The organism is Streptomyces sp. NPDC088794 (assembly GCF_044750545.1).
Classification (GTDB): domain Bacteria; phylum Actinomycetota; class Actinomycetes; order Streptomycetales; family Streptomycetaceae; genus Streptomyces.
Genome location: NZ_JBIVKB010000007.1, coordinates 195,215 through 212,996, shown reverse-complemented (window position 1 = coordinate 212,996; position 17,782 = coordinate 195,215). Strand labels below are relative to the sequence as shown.

The 17,782-nt window shown below is 71.8% G+C and carries 14 protein-coding genes; 7 read left to right on the top strand and 7 right to left on the bottom strand.

What is annotated here, in order from left to right; translation table 11 throughout:
• Positions 1–6: 6 nt before the first annotated feature.
• The 4 genes from cydB (at position 7) to ACIP6U_RS21610 (ending at position 7,541) form a co-directional block, all read left to right on the top strand.
• Entirely contained in the window at positions 7–1,011 is a 1,005-nt protein-coding gene (gene cydB / locus ACIP6U_RS21625) for a cytochrome d ubiquinol oxidase subunit II (RefSeq protein WP_401720098.1), read from the top strand.
• Between the two features lie 58 nt (positions 1,012–1,069).
• Positions 1,070–4,591, top strand: a complete 3,522-nt coding sequence (cydD, locus tag ACIP6U_RS21620) for a thiol reductant ABC exporter subunit CydD (protein ID WP_401720095.1) — start codon at positions 1,070–1,072, stop codon at positions 4,589–4,591.
• 61 nt (positions 4,592–4,652) lie between these two features.
• Positions 4,653–6,323 (top strand): GAF domain-containing sensor histidine kinase, encoded by a 1,671-nt coding sequence (locus ACIP6U_RS21615; protein WP_401720092.1) that lies wholly within the window; start codon positions 4,653–4,655, stop codon positions 6,321–6,323.
• A 138-nt stretch (positions 6,324–6,461) separates the two neighbouring features.
• Complete coding sequence (locus ACIP6U_RS21610) at positions 6,462–7,541, top strand: peptidoglycan DD-metalloendopeptidase family protein (RefSeq protein ID WP_401720089.1); 1,080 nt, start codon at positions 6,462–6,464, stop codon at positions 7,539–7,541.
• 12 nt (positions 7,542–7,553) lie between these two features.
• Here ACIP6U_RS21610 and ACIP6U_RS21605 read toward each other — a convergent pair whose 3' ends face one another.
• The 7 genes from ACIP6U_RS21605 to ACIP6U_RS21575 all read right to left on the bottom strand — a co-directional run bounded on the left by ACIP6U_RS21605 (position 7,554) and on the right by ACIP6U_RS21575 (position 14,739).
• Positions 7,554–8,441: an HAD hydrolase family protein gene (locus tag ACIP6U_RS21605; protein ID WP_401720086.1), complete on the bottom strand. Its 888-nt coding sequence runs from the start codon at positions 8,439–8,441 to the stop codon at positions 7,554–7,556.
• A 60-nt stretch (positions 8,442–8,501) separates the two neighbouring features.
• The gene (locus tag ACIP6U_RS21600) at positions 8,502–9,404 is read right to left on the bottom strand and encodes an LLM class flavin-dependent oxidoreductase (RefSeq protein ID WP_401720083.1); all 903 of its coding nucleotides are present in this window, start codon (positions 9,402–9,404) and stop codon (positions 8,502–8,504) included.
• 100 nt (positions 9,405–9,504) lie between these two features.
• Complete coding sequence (locus ACIP6U_RS21595) at positions 9,505–10,080, bottom strand: RNA 2'-phosphotransferase (protein WP_401720081.1); 576 nt, start codon at positions 10,078–10,080, stop codon at positions 9,505–9,507.
• A gap of 121 nt (positions 10,081–10,201) precedes the next feature.
• Positions 10,202–11,152, bottom strand: a complete 951-nt coding sequence (locus ACIP6U_RS21590) for a MerR family transcriptional regulator (protein ID WP_401720078.1) — start codon at positions 11,150–11,152, stop codon at positions 10,202–10,204.
• Positions 11,149–12,018 (bottom strand): metal-dependent hydrolase, encoded by an 870-nt coding sequence (locus tag ACIP6U_RS21585; protein WP_401720075.1) that lies wholly within the window; start codon positions 12,016–12,018, stop codon positions 11,149–11,151. Before ACIP6U_RS21585 ends, ACIP6U_RS21590 begins: the two co-directional genes overlap by 4 nt.
• A gap of 40 nt (positions 12,019–12,058) precedes the next feature.
• A complete protein-coding gene (locus ACIP6U_RS21580) occupies positions 12,059–13,822 on the bottom strand; it encodes an SDR family oxidoreductase (RefSeq protein WP_401720595.1) in 1,764 nt (587 codons plus the stop codon).
• A gap of 74 nt (positions 13,823–13,896) precedes the next feature.
• Entirely contained in the window at positions 13,897–14,739 is an 843-nt protein-coding gene (locus ACIP6U_RS21575; RefSeq protein ID WP_401720073.1) for a M24 family metallopeptidase, read from the bottom strand.
• A 253-nt stretch (positions 14,740–14,992) separates the two neighbouring features.
• On the opposite strand from ACIP6U_RS21575, the gene ACIP6U_RS21570 reads away from it, so the two are divergent.
• From ACIP6U_RS21570 to ACIP6U_RS21560, 3 genes are read left to right on the top strand one after another with little or no spacing between them, the layout of a single operon-like run.
• A complete protein-coding gene (locus ACIP6U_RS21570) occupies positions 14,993–15,967 on the top strand; it encodes an ABC transporter ATP-binding protein (protein ID WP_401720592.1) in 975 nt (324 codons plus the stop codon).
• Positions 15,957–16,874 carry an ABC transporter permease gene (locus ACIP6U_RS21565; protein ID WP_123999031.1) on the top strand — a complete coding sequence of 306 codons (918 nt, stop codon included), beginning with the start codon at positions 15,957–15,959 and terminating at the stop codon, positions 16,872–16,874. The genes ACIP6U_RS21570 and ACIP6U_RS21565 overlap by 11 nt, the downstream gene beginning before the upstream one ends.
• Positions 16,871–17,782 carry an ABC transporter ATP-binding protein gene (locus tag ACIP6U_RS21560; protein WP_401720071.1) on the top strand — a complete coding sequence of 304 codons (912 nt, stop codon included), beginning with the start codon at positions 16,871–16,873 and terminating at the stop codon, positions 17,780–17,782. The genes ACIP6U_RS21565 and ACIP6U_RS21560 overlap by 4 nt, the downstream gene beginning before the upstream one ends.

The window sequence follows — 17,782 nt, the reverse complement described above, 5'->3', positions numbered from 1 at the left end:
CGAGTCATGGAACTTCACGACGTCTGGTTCGTCCTCATCGCCGTCCTGTGGACCGGCTACTTCTTCCTGGAGGGCTTCGACTTCGGGGTCGGCATCCTCACCAAGCTGCTCGCCCGCAACCGCACCGAGAAGCGGGTACTGATCAACACCATCGGACCGGTCTGGGACGGCAACGAGGTGTGGCTGCTCACGGCCGGCGGCGCGACCTTCGCCGCCTTCCCCGACTGGTACGCCACCCTCTTCTCCGGCTTCTATCTGCCCCTGCTGCTCATCCTGGTCTGCCTGATCGTGCGCGGGGTCGCCTTCGAGTACCGGGCCAAGCGGCCCGAGGAGCACTGGCAGCGCAACTGGGAGACCGCGATCTTCTGGACCTCGCTGCTCCCCGCCTTCCTCTGGGGCGTGGCCTTCGGCAACATCGTGCGGGGCGTGAAGATCGACAAGGACTTCGAGTACGTCGGCAACCTCGGCGACCTGCTCAACCCCTACGCCCTGCTCGGCGGGTTGGTGACGCTGACGCTGTTCACCTTCCACGGGGCGGTGTTCACGGGGCTCAAGACCGTGGGGGACATCCGGGAGCGGTCGCGCCGACTGGCCCTTCAGGTCGGCGCCCTGACCGCCGTACTGGCGCTGGCCTTCCTGCTCTGGACGCAGGTCGACAGCGGTGACGGCAAGAGCCTGGTCGCGCTCGTCGTGGCCGTGGTGGCGCTGCTCGCCGCGCTGGGGGCGACGGCGGCCGGCCGTGAGGGCTGGGCGTTCGCGCTGTCCGGCGTCACGATCGTGGCGGCCGTCGCGATGCTCTTCCTGTCGCTGTTCCCGAACGTCATGCCGTCCTCGCTCAACGCGGACTGGAGCCTCACGGTCACCAACGCCTCGTCGAGCCCGTACACCCTGAAGATCATGACCTGGTGTGCGGGGATCGCCACCCCGATCGTGCTGCTCTACCAGAGCTGGACCTACTGGGTGTTCCGTAAGCGGATCGGTACGCAGCACATCGCGGACGCCGCGCACTGAGTCGAGGTGGGGCATGTTTCACGTGAAACATGCCCCTTGAGAAGAGGGTGTGTTTCACGTGAAACCGATCGACCCACGTCTGCTGCGATACGCCCGCGCTACCCGCGCGTTCATGATGGCGGTCGTCGGACTGGGCGCCGTCGGGGCGGCGTTGGTGATCGCCCAGGCGATGCTCATCGCCGAGATCGTGGTCGGTGCCTTCCAGCACGGGATGTCGGTCGCCGAACTCCGCACTCCCCTGCTGCTGTTGGCGGCCGTCGCCGTCGGCCGTGCCCTGGTCGCCTGGCTCACGGAACTCGCCGCGCACCGAGCCAGCGCGGCGGTGAAGTCGGAGCTGCGAGGGCGGCTGCTGGAGCGGTCCGTGGCGCTGGGCCCGGGATGGCTGAGCGGGCAGCGGACCGGATCACTGGTCGCCCTCGCCACCCGCGGGGTCGACGCCCTCGACGACTACTTCTCGCGCTACCTCCCGCAGTTGGGCCTCGCGGTGGTCGTCCCCGTCGCGGTACTGGCCCGGATCGTCACCGAGGACTGGGTCTCGGCGGCGATCATCGTCGGCACCCTCCCGCTGATCCCGGTCTTTATGATCCTGATCGGCTGGGCCACGCAGTCCCGGATGGACCGTCAATGGCGGCTGCTATCCCGGCTGTCCGGGCATTTCCTGGACGTGGTCGCGGGACTGCCGACCCTCAAGGTCTTCGGACGGGCCAAGGCGCAGGCCGACTCGATCCGCCGCATCACCGGCGAGTACCGCCAGGCGACCATGCGTACCCTCCGCATCGCCTTCATCTCGTCCTTCGCGCTGGAACTGCTCGCGACGCTCTCGGTGGCGCTCGTCGCCGTGACGATCGGCATGCGGCTGGTCCATGGCGACATGGACCTCTACGTCGGTCTGGTCGTCCTCGTCCTCGCCCCCGAGGCGTATCTGCCGCTGCGCCAGGTCGGCGCCCAGTACCACGCGGCGGCCGAGGGGCTGGCCGCGGCCGAGGAGATCTTCTCGGTGCTGGAGACACCGGTGCCGGACTCGGGGACGGAGTCCGTGCCGGCCGGGGGCATCACCTTCCAGGGAGTCACGGTCCGGTATCCCGGGCGGGCCGAGGGCGCCGTCTCGGACGCGTCCTTCACCGTCGAGCCCGGGGAGACGGTCGCCCTCGTCGGACCGAGCGGCGCGGGCAAGACGACGCTGCTGAACGTGCTGCTGGGCTTCGTGCCGGCCACCGAGGGGCAGATCCTGGTCGGTGGCACCGACCTCGCCGACATCGACCCGGAGCAGTGGCGCTCGCGGATCGCCTGGGTACCGCAGCGCCCGCAGCTGTTCGCCGGCACGATCGCCGAGAACGTACGCCTCGCCCGTCCCGATGCCGACGAGGCCGCTGTGCGGCGGGCGTTGGCGGATGCCGGGGCGCTGGAGTTCGTGGACGCGCTGCCCGAGGGCGTCGACACCGCGCTCGGTGAGGACGGGTCGGGGCTGTCGGCCGGGCAGCGGCAACGGCTCGCGCTGGCCCGGGCGTTCCTCGCGGACCGGCCCGTGCTCCTGCTCGACGAGCCGACGGCGGCGCTGGACGGGGCCACCGAGGCCGAGGTCGTGGCGGCGGTACGGCGGCTCGCGGTGGGGCGGACCGTGCTGCTGGTCGTGCACCGGCCGGCGCTCCTCGGCGTGGCCGACCGGGTGGTGCGGCTGGCGGCACCCGTGGCCGCCGCTCCCCTGGAGGCTGCTTCTCCGGATGCCGATTCCAGTGCCGCCGAGGCCCGGCCGATCGAGACCGTCGCCGTGACCGACGAGGCGGAGCCGGAGACGACCGGGCGGACGGCTACCGGGTCGACGACGACCACTCGCCGTGTCCTCGCCCGCGTCCGCGCCATGTCCGGCCCCCGTCGTGGCCGTCTCCTCCTGGCTCTCCTGCTCGGAAGTCTCGCCACCGGCAGTGCCGTCGGGCTCATGGCGACCTCCGGCTGGCTGATCTCGCGGGCCTCGCAGCAGCCGCCGGTGCTGTATCTGATGGTGGCCGTGACGGCGACCAGGGCGTTCGGCATCGGCCGGGCCGTCTTCCGGTACGCCGAGCGGCTCGTGTCGCACGACGCCGTGCTGCGGATGCTCGCCGACACCCGGGTCACCGTCTACCGACGCCTGGAGCGGCTGGCGCCCGCCGGGCTGCGCCGCACCCGCCGGGGCGACCTGCTGTCGCGCCTTGTCGCCGACGTGGACGCCCTCCAGGACTACTGGCTGCGCTGGCTGTTGCCCGCCGGTGCCGCCGTCGCCGTGTCCGCCGCGTCCGTCGGCTTCACGGCCTGGCTGCTGCCGGAGGCCGGTGCCGTGCTCGCCGTCGGACTGCTCGCGGCCGGCGCCGGAGTCCCCCTGCTCACCGGCGCGGTCGCCCGACGCGCCGAGCACCGGCTGGCCCCCGCCCGCGGAGCGCTGGCGACCCGGGTGACCGATCTGCTCACCGGAACCGCCGAGTTGACCGTCGCCGGCGCCCTGCCCGCCCGTACCGCCGAGACCCGACGGGCCGACGGCGCCCTCACCCGCATCGCCTCACGCGCCGCGGCCGCGACCGCCCTCGGCGACGGACTCACCGCCCTGATCTCGGGCCTGACCGTCACCGCCACCGCCCTGGTCGGCGCCCAGGCCGTCGTCGACGGACGGCTCGGCGGCGTGACGATGGCCGTGGTCGTCCTCACCCCGCTCGCCGCCTTCGAGGCCGTCCTCGGACTCCCGCTCGCCGTCCGCTACCGACAGCGCGTGCACCGCAGCGCGGAGCGCGTGTTCGAGGTCCTCGACGCGCCCGAGCCGGTACGGGAGCCGGAGCGGCCCCGGCAGGCGCCCGCCTCGCCGTTCCCCGTCGCCCTCAAGGGCCTGGCCGCCCGGCACGACGGGCAGGACCGGGACGCCCTCGCAGGCCTCGACCTGACCCTCGAGGAGGGGCGCCGGATCGCCGTGGTCGGACCGTCCGGCTCCGGCAAGACGACACTCGCCCAGGTGCTGCTGCGGTTCCTGGACCCGGAGGCCGGCTCGTACACGCTGGCCGGGGTCGACGCGTACGCCCTCGACGGCGACGACGTACGACGGCTGGTGGGGCTGTGTGCGCAGGACGCGCACCTCTTCGACAGTTCGGTGCGCGAGAACCTGCTGCTGGCCAGGAAGGACGCCACCGAGGACGAGGTGCGGGACGCCCTGCGGCGGGCCCGGCTCCTCGACTGGGCCGACGGCCTGCCCGACGGGCTCGACACGCTGGTCGGCGAGCACGGGGCCCGGCTGTCGGGCGGCCAGCGGCAGCGGTTGGCGCTGGCCCGCGCGCTGCTCGCCGACTTCCCCGTCCTCGTGCTCGACGAGCCCGCCGAACACCTCGACCTGCCCACCGCCGACGCCCTCACCGCCGACCTGCTGGCCGCCACCGAGGGCCGTACGACCCTCCTCATCACCCACCGTCTCGCCGGACTGGAAGCCGTGGACGAGGTCGTCGTGCTGGGTGAGGGACGGGTCGTACAGCGCGGGACCTACGGGGAACTGGCCGCGGTGGAGGGGCCGTTGCGGGCGATGGCGGAACGGGAGGCGGAGACGGAGCTGTTGGTGGGGGCCGGATAGCGGTCTGCGGGGTGGATCGGCTCGACTTTCCGTAACAAACACGACTAATTACGCTCAGGTCATGTCCCGAGACCCGTCTCCCGACCCGTCCGTCGGCCTGGCTGCGCGCGTGCCGCAGCTGCTGGCGGCGATGCGGTCCGTCGGGAGCGGTCTCGAACTGCACTCCACGCTGGACCGGATCTGTGCGACCGCGGCGGCCCTGACCGGTGCCCGGTACGCGGCCATCGGTGTCGTGGACGGGGAGCGCGCGGGGCTCACCGACTTCGTCTGGTACGGCGTCGACGAGGCGACCGCTCGCCGGATCGGCCGGCCGCCCGACGGGCGGAAGGGCCTGCTGGGGGCGCTCATCCGGGAGCCGGAACCGGATCCGGTGCGGCTCGCGGAGCTGACGACGGATCCGCGCTGCTGCGGCTTTCCCGACCACCATCCGTCGATGCACGCCTTCCTGGGCCTGCCCATCCGCGTCCAGGGCGAGATCTTCGGGAACCTCTATCTGGCCGAGAAGTCGGACGGGGAGCCGTTCGACGACGGCGACCTCGACCTGGTGCGGGTGCTGGCCACGGAGGCCGGTATCGCCATCGGCAACGCCCGGCTGTACGAGGCCGCCCAGCAGCGGGAGCGCTGGATCGACGGCTCGGTCGCCGTCACCACGGCCCTGCTCTCCGGCGGCGACACGGAGGACGCCCTCCAGGTCGTCGCGGAGCAGGCCCGTCGGCTGTCCGGGGCCGCGGCCGGGATCGTGCTGCTGCCCGCCGACGAGGGCGGCCTGGAGATCGTCGCCGTGGCCTCCGAGAAGCCGTCGGGCCACCTCGGCCGGGTCATCCCGCCCGAGAGCGAGGTCGTCGCCGAACTCCTCGCCGGGCGGCCCGTGTTCGTGGCGGACGCCGGCACCGACCCGCGCATGCTGTCGTCGCTCGCGCGCGCCTACGGCCCGATCATGATGCTGCCGCTGCAGAGCGACGGCCGGGTGCTGGGCAGTCTCGTCATGCCCCGGGCGCGTGGCGAGCAGCCGTTCACGGAGAGCGAGCGCGTCCTCGGCACCCAGTTCGCCGCGCAGGCCGCGCTCGCGCTGAAGATGGCCGACGCGCAGCGCGACCGGGAGCGGCTCGCGGTCTACGAGGACCGCGACCGGATCGCCCGTGACCTGCACGATCTCGTCATCCAGCGGCTGTTCGCGACGGGCATGATGCTGGAGAGCGCCCAGCGCGGGGCGGTCGTGCCCGAGGTGCGGGACGGTGTCGGCAAGGCCGTCGGTGAACTCGACGTCACCATCCAGGAGATCCGCACCGCGATCTTCGCGCTCCAACAAGGCTCCGCCGAGGCGCCGTCGGGGCTGCGCACGCGGGTGCTGCGCGAGATCAACATGGCCGCGGTGCCGCTCGGCTTCCGGCCCGCGCACCGCTTCGTCGGCCCGGTCGACACCGTCGTGGGCGACCTGACCGGCAAGAACATCGTCGCCGCTCTGCGCGAGGCCCTCTCCAACGCGTTCCGGCATGCCGGGGCCTCCCGGATCGACGTCGTGGTCGACGCGACGGCGACGCTGCCGGACGGGTGCCCCGGCGTGCGGCTGACGGTCGCGGACGACGGCGTCGGCATCCCCGAGGGCGGTCGCCGCAGCGGCCTGAAGAACCTCAAGCGCCGGGCCGAGTCGCTGGGTGGCGACAGCCGGCTCGGGCCGGGCATCGGCGAGAACGGCGGCGGCACGACGGTGGTGTGGCAGGCGCCGTACTGACTCCGGCGCGAGGCGGTGGTGTGCGACTCCTGCCGCCCCTCCCCGGACGCCCGTCAGTGACCCGTCCGCAGCAACCTGTCCCCCAGGCGTACGACGTGAACAGGCCAAGTAGCCGAGGTTCGGGTCACGATCGCTGACATGGGCTCACCTCGCCGTCCCCCCTTGTTCGTTCCGGCTCTGCTGTGCGCGTTGGCGGTGCTGGCGGCACGGGCCACGGCTGCCGACGGCGGATCGGGCGACGGCGCGTACGGCGCCGGAGCGAGCGCCGGTGACATGAGCGTCGGTGAGCAGGTGGCCCGGCTCTACGAGGACGCGGCGCTGGCGACACGGCAGTACGAGGCGGGCCGGCAGCAGGCGGAGGTCCAGCGGGCGCGGGCGCAGCGGGCCGAGGAACTGCTGGACCGGGAACGGCGGGAGATCGCCGTACTGCACGAGGACCTGGGCCGGATCGCGCGCGCCCAGTACCGCGACGGCGGGGGTCTGCCGATGGCCGCGCAGATCGTCCTGGCGAGCAGCGCGGACGAGTTGATGCGCGGTCAGCACGTCTTCTCGCAGGTGAACCTGGCCGTCGGCAACGCGCTCGACAAGAGCCGCCGTGCCGAGGCCCGGCTCGCCGCCGACCGGACGAAGGCGGCGACGGCCTGGCGGTCGCTGGAGCGGCGCAGCATCGAGCTCGCCGCCGTGAAGAACACCATCCAGGGCAAACTCGACGAGGCCCGGGGGCAGTTGCAGGGCCAGGCGGACGTCTCGGTCGCGGCGGGCGCCTGCCGGGGCGCGGTCCGGCTCGACCAGCCGCGGACGCAGGTGACGGGCGCGTGGGTGACGCCCGTGGAGAGCTACGAACTGTCCGCGGGCTTCGGCAGCGGTGGCGCCCGCTGGGCCAACCGGCACACCGGGCAGGACTTCGCGGTACCGATCGGGACGCCGGTACGGGCGGCCGGCGCGGGGCGGGTGGTGAAGGTGTCGTGCGGGGGAGCCTTCGGGATCGAGATCGTGATCGAACACCCGGGCGGCTACTACACGCAGTACGCCCATCTCGCCGCCGTCGCCGTCGACCAGGGCGAGCGCGTGGCCGCCGGCCAGTGGATCGGCCAGTCGGGCACGTCCGGCAACTCCACCGGCCCGCACCTGCACTTCGAGGTACGCGTCACACCGGAACTGGGCTCGGCGGTGGACCCGGTGCCGTGGCTGGCGGCACGGGGCGTGCCCGTCGGCTGACCGGCGGGGCGCCTAGGGCAGACGCTCCAGCAGCTCCTCGATCACGACCGCCACGCCGTCCTCGTTGTTGGCGACGGTCCGGCCCGAGGCCGCGGCGACGACGTCCGGGTGGGCGTTGCCCATCGCGTACGACCGGCCGGCCCAGGTGAGCATCTCCACGTCGTTGGGCATGTCGCCGAAGGCGACGACCTCCTCGTGCGAGATCCCGCGCTCGGCACAGCACAGGGCGAGCGTGCTGGCCTTGGAGACGTCCGGGCCGCTGATCTCCAGCAGGGCGCTGGGGCTGGAGCGGGTGACGTTGGCGCGGTCGCCGATGGCGAGCCGGGACAGCGTGAGGAAGGCGTCCGGGTCGAGGGTCGGGTGGTACGCGAGGATCTTCAGCACCGGCTCCCCGGCCCCCGGCGCGTCCGGCGCCAGGAGTCGCTCGGCGGGCGCGAGGGTGTCCGGCGTCTCCATGTGCAGCTTGGGATAGTCGGGTTCCTGGTAGAAGCCGTACGTCTGCTCGACCGCGTACACCGTGCCCGGCGCCGCGTCCCGCAGCAGTCGTACGGCGTCCAGCGCGTTGTCCCGTGCCAGCTCCCGCACCTTCACGAACCGGTGGGCGCCGGGGCCGCCGTGCAGGTCGACCACGGCGGCGCCGTTGCCGCAGATCGCCAGGCCGTGGCCGTGCACGTGTTCGCTGACGACGTCCATCCAGCGGGCCGGGCGGCCGGTGACGAAGAAGACCTCGATGCCCGCCTCCTCGGCGGCGGCGAGGGCGGCGACCGTGCGCGGGGAGACCGATTTGTCGTCCCGCAGCAGGGTGCCGTCGAGATCGGTGGCTATGAGCCGCGGTGGGGCGGCGGATGCCGGGGTCTCGGGCTGTCGAGTCGCTGAGGTCACCGGCCCATTCTCCCGCATATGCGCGCACGCCCGTGCGCCGGAGTGCACAGATGAGACATAGATGACCCTCAGCCCAGGTCAGCCCAGCTGCGCCGTCGCCTCCATGGCGATCTGCTCGAAGACCTTCTCGTCGGCGGCGAAGTCGGAGTCGGGGATCGGCCAGTGGATCACGATCTCGGTGAAGCCGAGGTCCCGGTGGCGGCCCGCGAAGTCGACGAACGCGTCGAGGGAGGACAGCGGGCGGGCGCGGTCCGGGGTGAAGCCGGTGAGCAGGACCTTGTCCAGCTCGTCCGCGTCCCGGCCGAGCTCCGCGCAGGCGTCGGTGAGCCTGTCGAGCTGGCCGCGCAGGGCCCGCACCGACTGCTCCGGCGTGCCCTCGTCGTACAGCTTGGGGTCGCCGGTGGTCACCCACGCCTGGCCGTACCGGGCGGCGAGCCGCAGCCCGCGCGGGCCCGTCGCGGCGACCGCGAAGGGCAGCCGGGGGCGCTGCACACAGCCGGGGATGTCGCGCGCCTCGTGCGCCGAGTAGAAGTCGCCCTCGTAGGAGACCGAGTCCTCGGTGAGCAGCCGGTCCAGGAGCGGTACGAACTCGGCGAGCCGGTTGGCGCGCTCGCGCGGGGTCCAGGGTTCCTGGCCGAGCGCGGTGGCGTCGAAGCCGGTGCCGCCGGCGCCGATGCCGAGGGTGATCCGGCCGCCGGAGATGTCGTCGAGGGAGATCAGCTCCTTGGCGAGGGTCACCGGGTGCCGGAAGTTCGGCGAGGTGACCAGCGTGCCGAGGCGCACCCGCTCGGTCACGGCCGCGGCGGCGGTCAGCGTCGGCACGGCCCCGAACCACGGGCCGTCGCGGAAGGTGCGCCAGGACAGGTGGTCGTAGGTGTAGGCGGTGTGGAAGCCGAGCTGCTCGGCCCGCTGCCAGGTCGCACGCCCGCCCTCGTGCCAGCGGAGGTACGGGAGGATCACGGTGCTCAGACGCAGACTCATGCGATCGAGCCTACGGGTCCGCACCGACAACGGACGAAACGGTCACCGGCCGCCGCACACGTACACGCACACGCACCCGTGCCCGGGTGAGCGGCAGGCCTCAGTGCCCCTGGGGAAACCGCAGGTACTCCGCCGGTACCGCCTTCGTCAGCCACACCCCGTTCGCGCTGACCTGGAACTCGTGGCCGTCGCGGTGCATCGCGGCGGTGTCGACGGAGAGCACCACCGGGCGGCCGCGGCGGGCGCCGACGCGGGTGGCCGTCTCGCGGTCGGGTGAGAGGTGCACGTCGTGCCGGTTCATGGGCCGCAGGCCCTCGGCGCGGATCGCGTCCAGGTTGGCGGCCACGGTCCCGTGGTAGAGGTACGGCGGCGGGGTGGCCGGGGGCAGTCCGAGGTCGACCTCGACGCTGTGGCCCTGGCTGGCGCGGATCCGGGTGCCGTCGACGGCAAAGCGCTGCTTGTCGTTGGCGGCGACCACGTGGTCCAGCTCGTCCCGGGTGAACCGGAACCCGTGCGCGGCGGCCGCGGCGATCAGTACGTCGATCTCGACCCAGCCGGCCTCGTCGAGGGTCAGCCCGATCCGCTCCGGCTGATGCCGCAGGTGCTTCGAGAGGCACTTCGACACCTTCACGGTGCGTCGCTCGTCTTTGTCTCGTTCTTTGGGTCTTTCTTCCATCCGGTCAGCATGACGGGAGAGACGTGCGTCACGCATTTTCTTTTGGAGCGAAGTTTGGTCCACAACCAACTGTAGTTATCCACAGGGTAATTGGCGGTTCTGTGGACAACTCCCTTTCCTGTCACACCCCTTCGTCAAGGTCAGCTGGGGGCCCGCCCCTTGGCATGAGCGCATCCAACCCCCTTGCCCGCACCTCCCGTTCAGCCGCCAACGCGATGAACTCACCCGCCCGCTCCGCCCCAACCAGCCCCTCCACCGCCCGAATCGTCCCCTCGGGCAACACCACGGAGCGTGACGCGCCACGGGACTCGACACCCGTCTCCTCCGTACCACCGTCCCCCAGCTGCCGCCGCAGCTGCCGTACCGCCAACAGCCGCATCGCCCGCGCCAGTTCCGCGTCCACCGTCTGCTGCGCCAGTGGCCGCAGCCGCCGCACCAGCGAGGCCGCCTCGGCCGCGTCCGCGTCGCTGGGCAGGTGCGTTCCGTGCAGGTAGCGCGCGAAGACGTGCTCGGTCGTGAACTCCAGGAACCTGGCCGCGATGTGCTCGACCTGACCCCTCAACTCCCGCAGATGATCCGCGATCGCGGACAACGGCACGCCCGCCTCGTACAACTCCACGGCCACCGCCAGCTCTTGGGGGCTCGGCACGAGGAACGAGTCCGTGTCCCCCGGCACCGGCTCCAGTACCCCCAGCTCGACCGCGTCCGCGACCGCCGCGTCGTCCGGCGACCCGCCGAACCGCTCGTCGAGTTCGGCCCGCGAGATCCGTACCGCCTCCTCGTCCGTCCACGGCCCGTCGACCTCGGCGACCAGACCCAGCACGCCACCGAGGCCCCGGCCGGCGTCCCACGCGGCCAGCAACTCCTTGATGGAGGCCAGGGTGTAGCCGCGGTCGAGCAGGTCGGCGATCTGGCGCAGCCGGACGAGGTGGGCGTCGGAGTAGAGGTTGGCCCGGCCGCGGCGCTCGGGGCGGGGGAGCAGGCCGCGGTCCTGGTAGGCGCGGATGGTGCGGACGGTGGCACCGCTGACGTGCGCCAGGTCCTCTATGCGATAGCCGGCCGGGGCGTTCACGCCACCGACCTCGCCGCCGGTGACCTGCGCAGATACTCCACCGCCCGGCTCATCGAACCCTCCTGGGAGGGGTGGTAGGAGCGCCGCAGATAGCGGGGGATCGCCGCGCCGAGATCCCGCCACGCGGGCAACAGGCCTTTGCGTACGGCTCGTTCGTGCGCGACGAGGGAGTAGCGCAGTCGGCCCGCGAGCTTCGGGTCGTGGCGGATCAGGTAGGCCGATCCCCACAGCCACATGGAGAGCATCACGGGCGCGGTGACGGCCATGCCCGCGACGCGGAAGGCGTAGCGGGGCGCGCCGGTGCCGCCGCAGTGCTGGAACATGTCGAAGGCGACCGCGCGGTGTTCGACCTCCTCGGCGCCGTGCCAGCGCAGCAGGTCGAGCATGACCTCGTCGGCGCCGGCCGCGTCCAGGGCGTCGGCGGCCAGGATCCAGTCGCCGAGCACCGCGGTGAACTGCTCGATCGCCGCGACCACCGAGAGCCGGAAGCGCAGCCACTCGCGCCGGGGGATCGGGACGCCGAGCGGCGGGCGCTCGCCCAGCAGCCGCTCGAAGAGGAAGTCGACGTACTTGGTGAAGTCCTCGGTGTCGAGGTGCTGCGCGGCCAGGTGGTCGAGGACGTGCGAGTGCTGCACGCTGTGCGTGGCCTCCTGGCCCATGAACCCCTTGACGTCCACGAGCAGTTCGGGGTCCTTGATACGCGGCAGCGCCTCCTTGAAGACCTGCACGAACCACCGCTCCCCCGCCGGCAGCAGCAGATGCAGCACGTTGATGACGTGGGTCGCGGTCGGCTCTCGCGGGATCCAGTGCAGGGGTGTGCGCGACCAGTCGAAGGACACCCGGCGCGGCGCGATCCGCCCGCTCACAGCGGCGACCCCAGCTGCGAGACCCACACGCTCCGCCCGCTCACAGCGGCGGCTCCATCCGCGCGATCGCCCGCAGCGCACCCGGCGCGAACCGGCCCAGGAGCCGGGCGCCGCGCGCCTCCGGGGTGACCGGCACGACCGCCTCGTTGCGCACGACCGCCCGCAGGATCGCGTCGGCGACCTTCTCCGGCGGGTAGTTGCGCAGCCCGTACAGCCGCGCCGACCTCTTCTGCCGCCGCTTCTCCTCGTCGGCGTCGACCCCGGCGAAGCGCGCGGTCGAGGTGATGTTGGTGTTGACGAAGCCGGGGCAGATGGCGCTCACCCCGATGCCCTGCCCGGCGAGTTCGGCGCGCAGGCACTCGCTGAGCATCAGCACGGCCGCCTTGGAGGTGCTGTAGGCGGGCAGCGCCTTGGAGGGCTGATAGGCCGCCGCCGAGGCGGTGTTGACGATGTGGCCGCCCTGGCCGCGCTCGGCCATCTGCTTCCCGAAGAGCCGGCAGCCGTGGATGACGCCCCACAGGTTGACGTCGAGGACCTTCTTCCAGTCCTCGGGGCTGGTGTCGAAGAAGGAGCCGGACAGGCCGATCCCGGCGTTGTTCACCAGCACGTCCACCACCCCGTACTCGGCGGCGACCTTGGCGGCGAGTTTCTCCATGGCCTGCTCGTCGGAGACGTCGGTGGTCTCGGCCCAGGCCCGGGGGGCGCCGAGCAGCCGGGACAGCTCGGCGGTGCGCTCCGCGGCCTCCTGGTCGCGGTCGACGGCGATCACGCGCGCGCCGGACTCGGCGAACGCGAACGCCGTCGCCCGCCCGATGCCGCTGCCCGCGCCGGTGACCAGGACGAGCTGCCCGCCGAAGCGCTCGGCGTACTTGCCGCCGGCCTTCGTCTGCGTCCTGCCGTCCGCCGTGCTCTCCGTGGTCGTCACGAACTCTCCGATCCAGGCGGCCAGTTGGTCGGGCCGGGTGCGCGGGATCCAGTGCTTGGCCGGGATCGTGCGCCGGGTCAGCCGCGGGGCCCACTCCTCCAGTTCGTCATAGAGCCGCTCGGACAGGAACGCGTCACCGAGGGGCGTGATGAGCTGCACGGGCGCGTGCGCGTAGGCGTCGGCGCGGGGCCTGCGCAGCCGGGCGCGGACGTTGTCCCGGTACAGCCACGCCCCGTGGGCCGCGTCCTGGGGCAGCGAGGAGGTCGGGTAGGCGCCGCGGGGCACCTTCTCGACGCGTTCCAGGATGCGCGGCCAGCGCTTGCCGAGGGGGCCGCGCCAGGCCAGTTCGGGCAGCACGGGCGTGTGCAGCAGGTACACGTACCAGGACTTGGCGCCCTGGCCCAGGAGTTGGCCGACCCGGCGCGGAGTGGGCTTGCGCAGGCGTTTGTTGATCCAGTGCCCGAAGTGGTCGAGGGAGGGTCCGGACATCGACGTGAAGGAGGCGATGCGGCCCTCGGTGCGTCCGACGGTGACGAACTCCCAGGACTGCACCGAGCCCCAGTCGTGCCCCACCAGATGCACCGGCTTGTCCGGGCTGACCGCGTCGATCACCGCGAGGAAGTCGTCCGTGAGCTTCTCCAGGGTGAAGCCCCCGCGCAGCGGCTGCGGCGCGCTGGAGCGGCCGTGGCCGCGGACGTCGTACAGGACGACGTGGAAGCGGTCGGCGAGCCGGGCGGCGACCTCGGACCACACCTCCTTGCTGTCCGGGTAGCCGTGCACCAGGACCACCGTCGGCCGCCCGGGGTCCCCCAGCTCGGCGACGCACAGTTCGACGTCACCGGTCAGCACGCGGCGCTCGCGGGCGCCCTGGAGCAGCACCTCCACCTGGCCGCGATCCGCCGCCGTGCCCTTTTTCCCGGACTTCTCGGTCTTCCCGGGTTCCCTCGCCACCGTCACTTCTCCTCCGCCCAGCGCCGCACGTGCGGCAGATCGTCGTCCAGCCAGAAGGCGCTCTCCTCGGGATCGCTCGAGTCGGTGACCACGAGGATCTCCTCGAACTTGGCGCCCGTGCCCCGGAATCCGAGGTGGGGTTCGACCGCCCACAGGCCCGGCTGCGGCGGGTGGTCGGAGAAGCGGTACGGCGACCACAGCGGGGACCAGCCGTCCCGGTGGCCGTGCAGCGCGTCGCTCGCCAGGCCCTTGAGGGACTGGGTGCCGAACCCGAACAGGTGGGGCGAGAAGCGGCGCGGCTTGACCTGGTCGACCTTGTGGGCGATCACGCCGAAGGGGTAGGCGCGGTGCCGGTTGGCGTAGCCCTGGCGGACCATGAGGCGGTCCACGTCCTCGTAGATCGTGCGCAGCGGGCGCCTCTCGCGGACCTCGCGGAGGATCAGCTCGCGGTGCGCCTCCAGGTCGGCCATGAGCCGGTCCTGGACCGGGTTCGCGCCGAGGGAGCCCGAGTAGCCGATGTCGGCCGTGTAGCCCTCGTAGACCGGGGCCATGTCGAGGATGAACGGCATGCCGGGCGCAAGGCGGCGGTCGGTGGGGAAGAACTGCAGCGGGACGCGGAAGTTCACGAACGCCGTGCGGTCCCCGAACCAGGCGAAGGGGAGGTGGAACCAGTCCCGCACTCCCCGCGCGCGCAGCCACTCGCGCTGCATCCGCGCGGCCCGCCGCTCCGACACGCCCGGCTCCAGGCGGGCCGCGACCGCCTCCGCGCACTCGTACGCGAGCTGCTGGACCTGCCTGAACCCCCGCAATCGCGCGGAGAGTTCGCTCGTCACCGCCGTCGTCATGCCGACCCCGCCCCACCGTCTCCATCGACTGCGCTACGTGTCCGTAACTTGACACCAGCGAATGTGACAGTAGTTAGAGGCTGCGTCAATAGGCGGGCTCCGGGCTGTGGACAACCCCGCGTTGTGGATAACTCTGCGTAGCTCTCAGGTAGGGGTATCCCCTAAGGATCCGTACATCTGGAGTGTGAGACGAAGACAGCTCTTCGGTCTGACGACCGACGTGGTCCGCGTCACTACCTTCTTAAACGTGACTGTGATCGCGACCGAAAGCCTGAGCAAGCGGTTCCCCAGGGTGACCGCGCTTGACCGGCTGTCCGTCGACGTCGGGCCCGGTGTGACCGGGCTCGTCGGCGCGAACGGAGCCGGCAAGTCCACGTTGATCAAGATCCTTCTGGGTCTGTCCCCCGCCACCGAGGGCCGTGCCGAAGTGCTCGGCCTCGACGTCGCGACCAAGGGAGCCGCCATCCGCGAGCGGGTCGGCTACATGCCGGAGCACGACTGCCTGCCGCCGGACGTGTCGGCGACCGAGTTCGTCGTGCACATGGCCCGCATGTCCGGCCTGCCGCCGGCCGCGGCGCGTGAGCGCACCGCGGACACGCTGCGCCACGTCGGACTGTACGAGGAGCGCTACCGCCCCATCGGCGGCTACTCCACCGGCATGAAGCAGCGCGTGAAGCTGGCCCAGGCCCTGGTCCACGACCCGCAGCTGGTCTTCCTCGACGAGCCGACCAACGGCCTCGACCCGGTGGGCCGCGACGAGATGCTCGGCCTCATCCGCCGTATCCACACCGACTTCGGCATCTCGGTCCTGGTCACCTCCCACCTCCTCGGCGAGCTGGAGCGCACCTGCGACCACGTGATCGTGGTCGACGGCGGCAAGCTCCTGCGCTCCAGTTCCACCACGGACTTCACCCAGATCACCACCACCCTCGCCGTCGAGGTCACCGACTCCGACACGCACCGTGACGGCACGCGCGTGGTGCGCGAGGCGCTCCACGCGCGCGGGGTCGAGGTCCTCGACGGCACCAACGGCCTGCCCGGCGCCGGCCACATCCTGCTGCTGACCGCGCAGGGCGAGGAGACGTACGACGTGGTCCGCGACATCGTCGCCGACCTCGGACTCGGCCTGGTGCGCATGGAGCAGCGCCGGCACCACATCTCCGAGGTCTTCACGAACGAGGCCGACGAGGCAGAGCAGCGGAAGGAGGCGGTCGGCCATGGCAGTTGAGCAGCCCCTCCAGACATCCGTACCGGCCCCGGGTGACCAGACCCGCATCCACAACATCGGGTACCGCAACTACGACGGCCCCCGCCTGGGCCGTTCCTACGCCACCCGCTCGCTGTACTCGCAGTCCCTGCGCGGCTCCTACGGCCTCGGCCGTTCGGTCAAGTCCAAGGTGCTGCCGATGCTGCTCTTCGTGGTGATGTGCGTGCCCGCGGCCATCATGGTCGCCGTCGCGGTCGCCACGAAGGCCAAGGACCTGCCGGTCGACTACACGCGCTACGCGATCATCATGCAGGCCGTCATCAGCCTGTACGTCGCCTCCCAGGCGCCCCAGTCCGTCTCGCGCGACCTGCGCTTCAAGACCGTGCCGCTGTACTTCTCGCGGCCGATCGAGACCGCCGACTACGTGCGCGCCAAGTACGCGGCGCTGGCCTCCGCGATGTTCATCCTGACCGCGGCCCCGCTGCTCGTCCTCTATGTGGGCGCCCTGCTGGCCAAACTCGACTTCGCCGACCAGACCAAGGGGTTCGCCCAGGGGCTCGTCTCCGTGGCCCTCCTCTCGGTGCTCTTCGCCGGCATCGGCCTGGTCATCGCCTCGATCACCCCGCGGCGCGGCTTCGGCATCGCGGCCGTCATCGCCGTGATGACGATCTCCTACGGCGCGGTCTCCACGCTCCAGGCGATCGCCGAGACGCAGGACAGCACCGGTGCCATCCCCTGGATGGGCCTCTTCTCGCCCGTCACGCTCATCGACGGCGTGCAATCGGCCTTCCTGGGCGCGGAGTCGGCCTTCCCCGGCGCCGTCGGACCCAGCAACGGTGAGGGCGTGGTCTACGTCCTCGTCCTCCTGGGCCTGATCGCCGCGTGCTACGGCCTCCTGATGCGCCGCTACCGAAAGGTCGGACTGTGACCACGCTCTCCATCGACCACGTCTCCCGCTGGTTCGGCAACGTGGTCGCCGTCAACGACGTCACCATGACCATCGGTCCCGGCGTCACCGGCCTGCTCGGCCCCAACGGCGCCGGCAAGTCCACCCTGATCAACATGATGGGCGGCTTCCTGGCCCCCTCCACCGGCACCGTCACCCTCGACGGCGAGCAGGTCTGGCGCAACGAACAGATCTACAAGCACATCGGCATCGTCCCCGAGCGCGAGGCGATGTACGACTTCCTCACCGGCCGCGAATTCGTCGTCGCCAACGCCGAGTTGCACGGTCTCGGCGCCAAGGCCGCCCAGAAGGCCCTGGCGACGGTCGAGATGGAGTACGCGCAGGACCGCAAGATCTCGACGTACTCCAAGGGCATGCGCCAGCGCGTGAAGATGGCGAGCGCCCTGGTGCACAACCCCTCGCTCCTCCTGCTCGACGAGCCCTTCAACGGCATGGACCCGCGCCAGCGCATGCAACTGATGGACCTGCTGCGGAAGATGGGCGACGAGGGCCGCACGGTGCTCTTCTCGTCCCACATCCTCGAAGAGGTCGAACAGCTCGCCTGGCACATCGAGGTCGTCGTCGCCGGACGGCACGCGGCCAGCGGCGACTTCCGCAAGATCCGCCGCCTGATGACCGACCGCCCGCACCGCTACCTGGTGCGCTCCAGCGACGACCGCGCCCTCGCGGCCGCCCTGATCGCCGACCCGTCGACCGCAGGGATCGAAGTCGACCTGGCCGAGGGCGCGTTGCGCATCCAGGCCGTCGACTTCGGCCGGTTCACGGCCCTGCTGCCCAAGGTGGCCAGGGACCACGGCATCCGGCTGCTCACGGTCTCGCCGTCGGACGAGTCCCTCGAGTCCGTCTTCTCGTATCTCGTCGCGGCGTAG

Excerpts from the sequence above, each read along its gene's own strand:
- cydB (WP_401720098.1), top strand. The coding sequence starts at position 7 with ATGGAACTTCACGACGTCTGGTTCGTCCTCATCGCCGTCCTGTGGACC.
- ACIP6U_RS21615 (WP_401720092.1), top strand. The coding sequence starts at position 4,653 with ATGTCCCGAGACCCGTCTCCCGACCCGTCCGTCGGCCTGGCTGCGCGC.
- ACIP6U_RS21610 (WP_401720089.1), top strand. The coding sequence starts at position 6,462 with ATGGGCTCACCTCGCCGTCCCCCCTTGTTCGTTCCGGCTCTGCTGTGC.
- ACIP6U_RS21605 (WP_401720086.1), bottom strand. The coding sequence starts at position 8,441 with ATGCGGGAGAATGGGCCGGTGACCTCAGCGACTCGACAGCCCGAGACC.
- ACIP6U_RS21600 (WP_401720083.1), bottom strand. The coding sequence starts at position 9,404 with ATGAGTCTGCGTCTGAGCACCGTGATCCTCCCGTACCTCCGCTGGCAC.
- ACIP6U_RS21595 (WP_401720081.1), bottom strand. The coding sequence starts at position 10,080 with ATGGAAGAAAGACCCAAAGAACGAGACAAAGACGAGCGACGCACCGTG.
- ACIP6U_RS21575 (WP_401720073.1), bottom strand. The coding sequence starts at position 14,739 with ATGACGACGGCGGTGACGAGCGAACTCTCCGCGCGATTGCGGGGGTTC.
- ACIP6U_RS21565 (WP_123999031.1), top strand. The coding sequence starts at position 15,957 with ATGGCAGTTGAGCAGCCCCTCCAGACATCCGTACCGGCCCCGGGTGAC.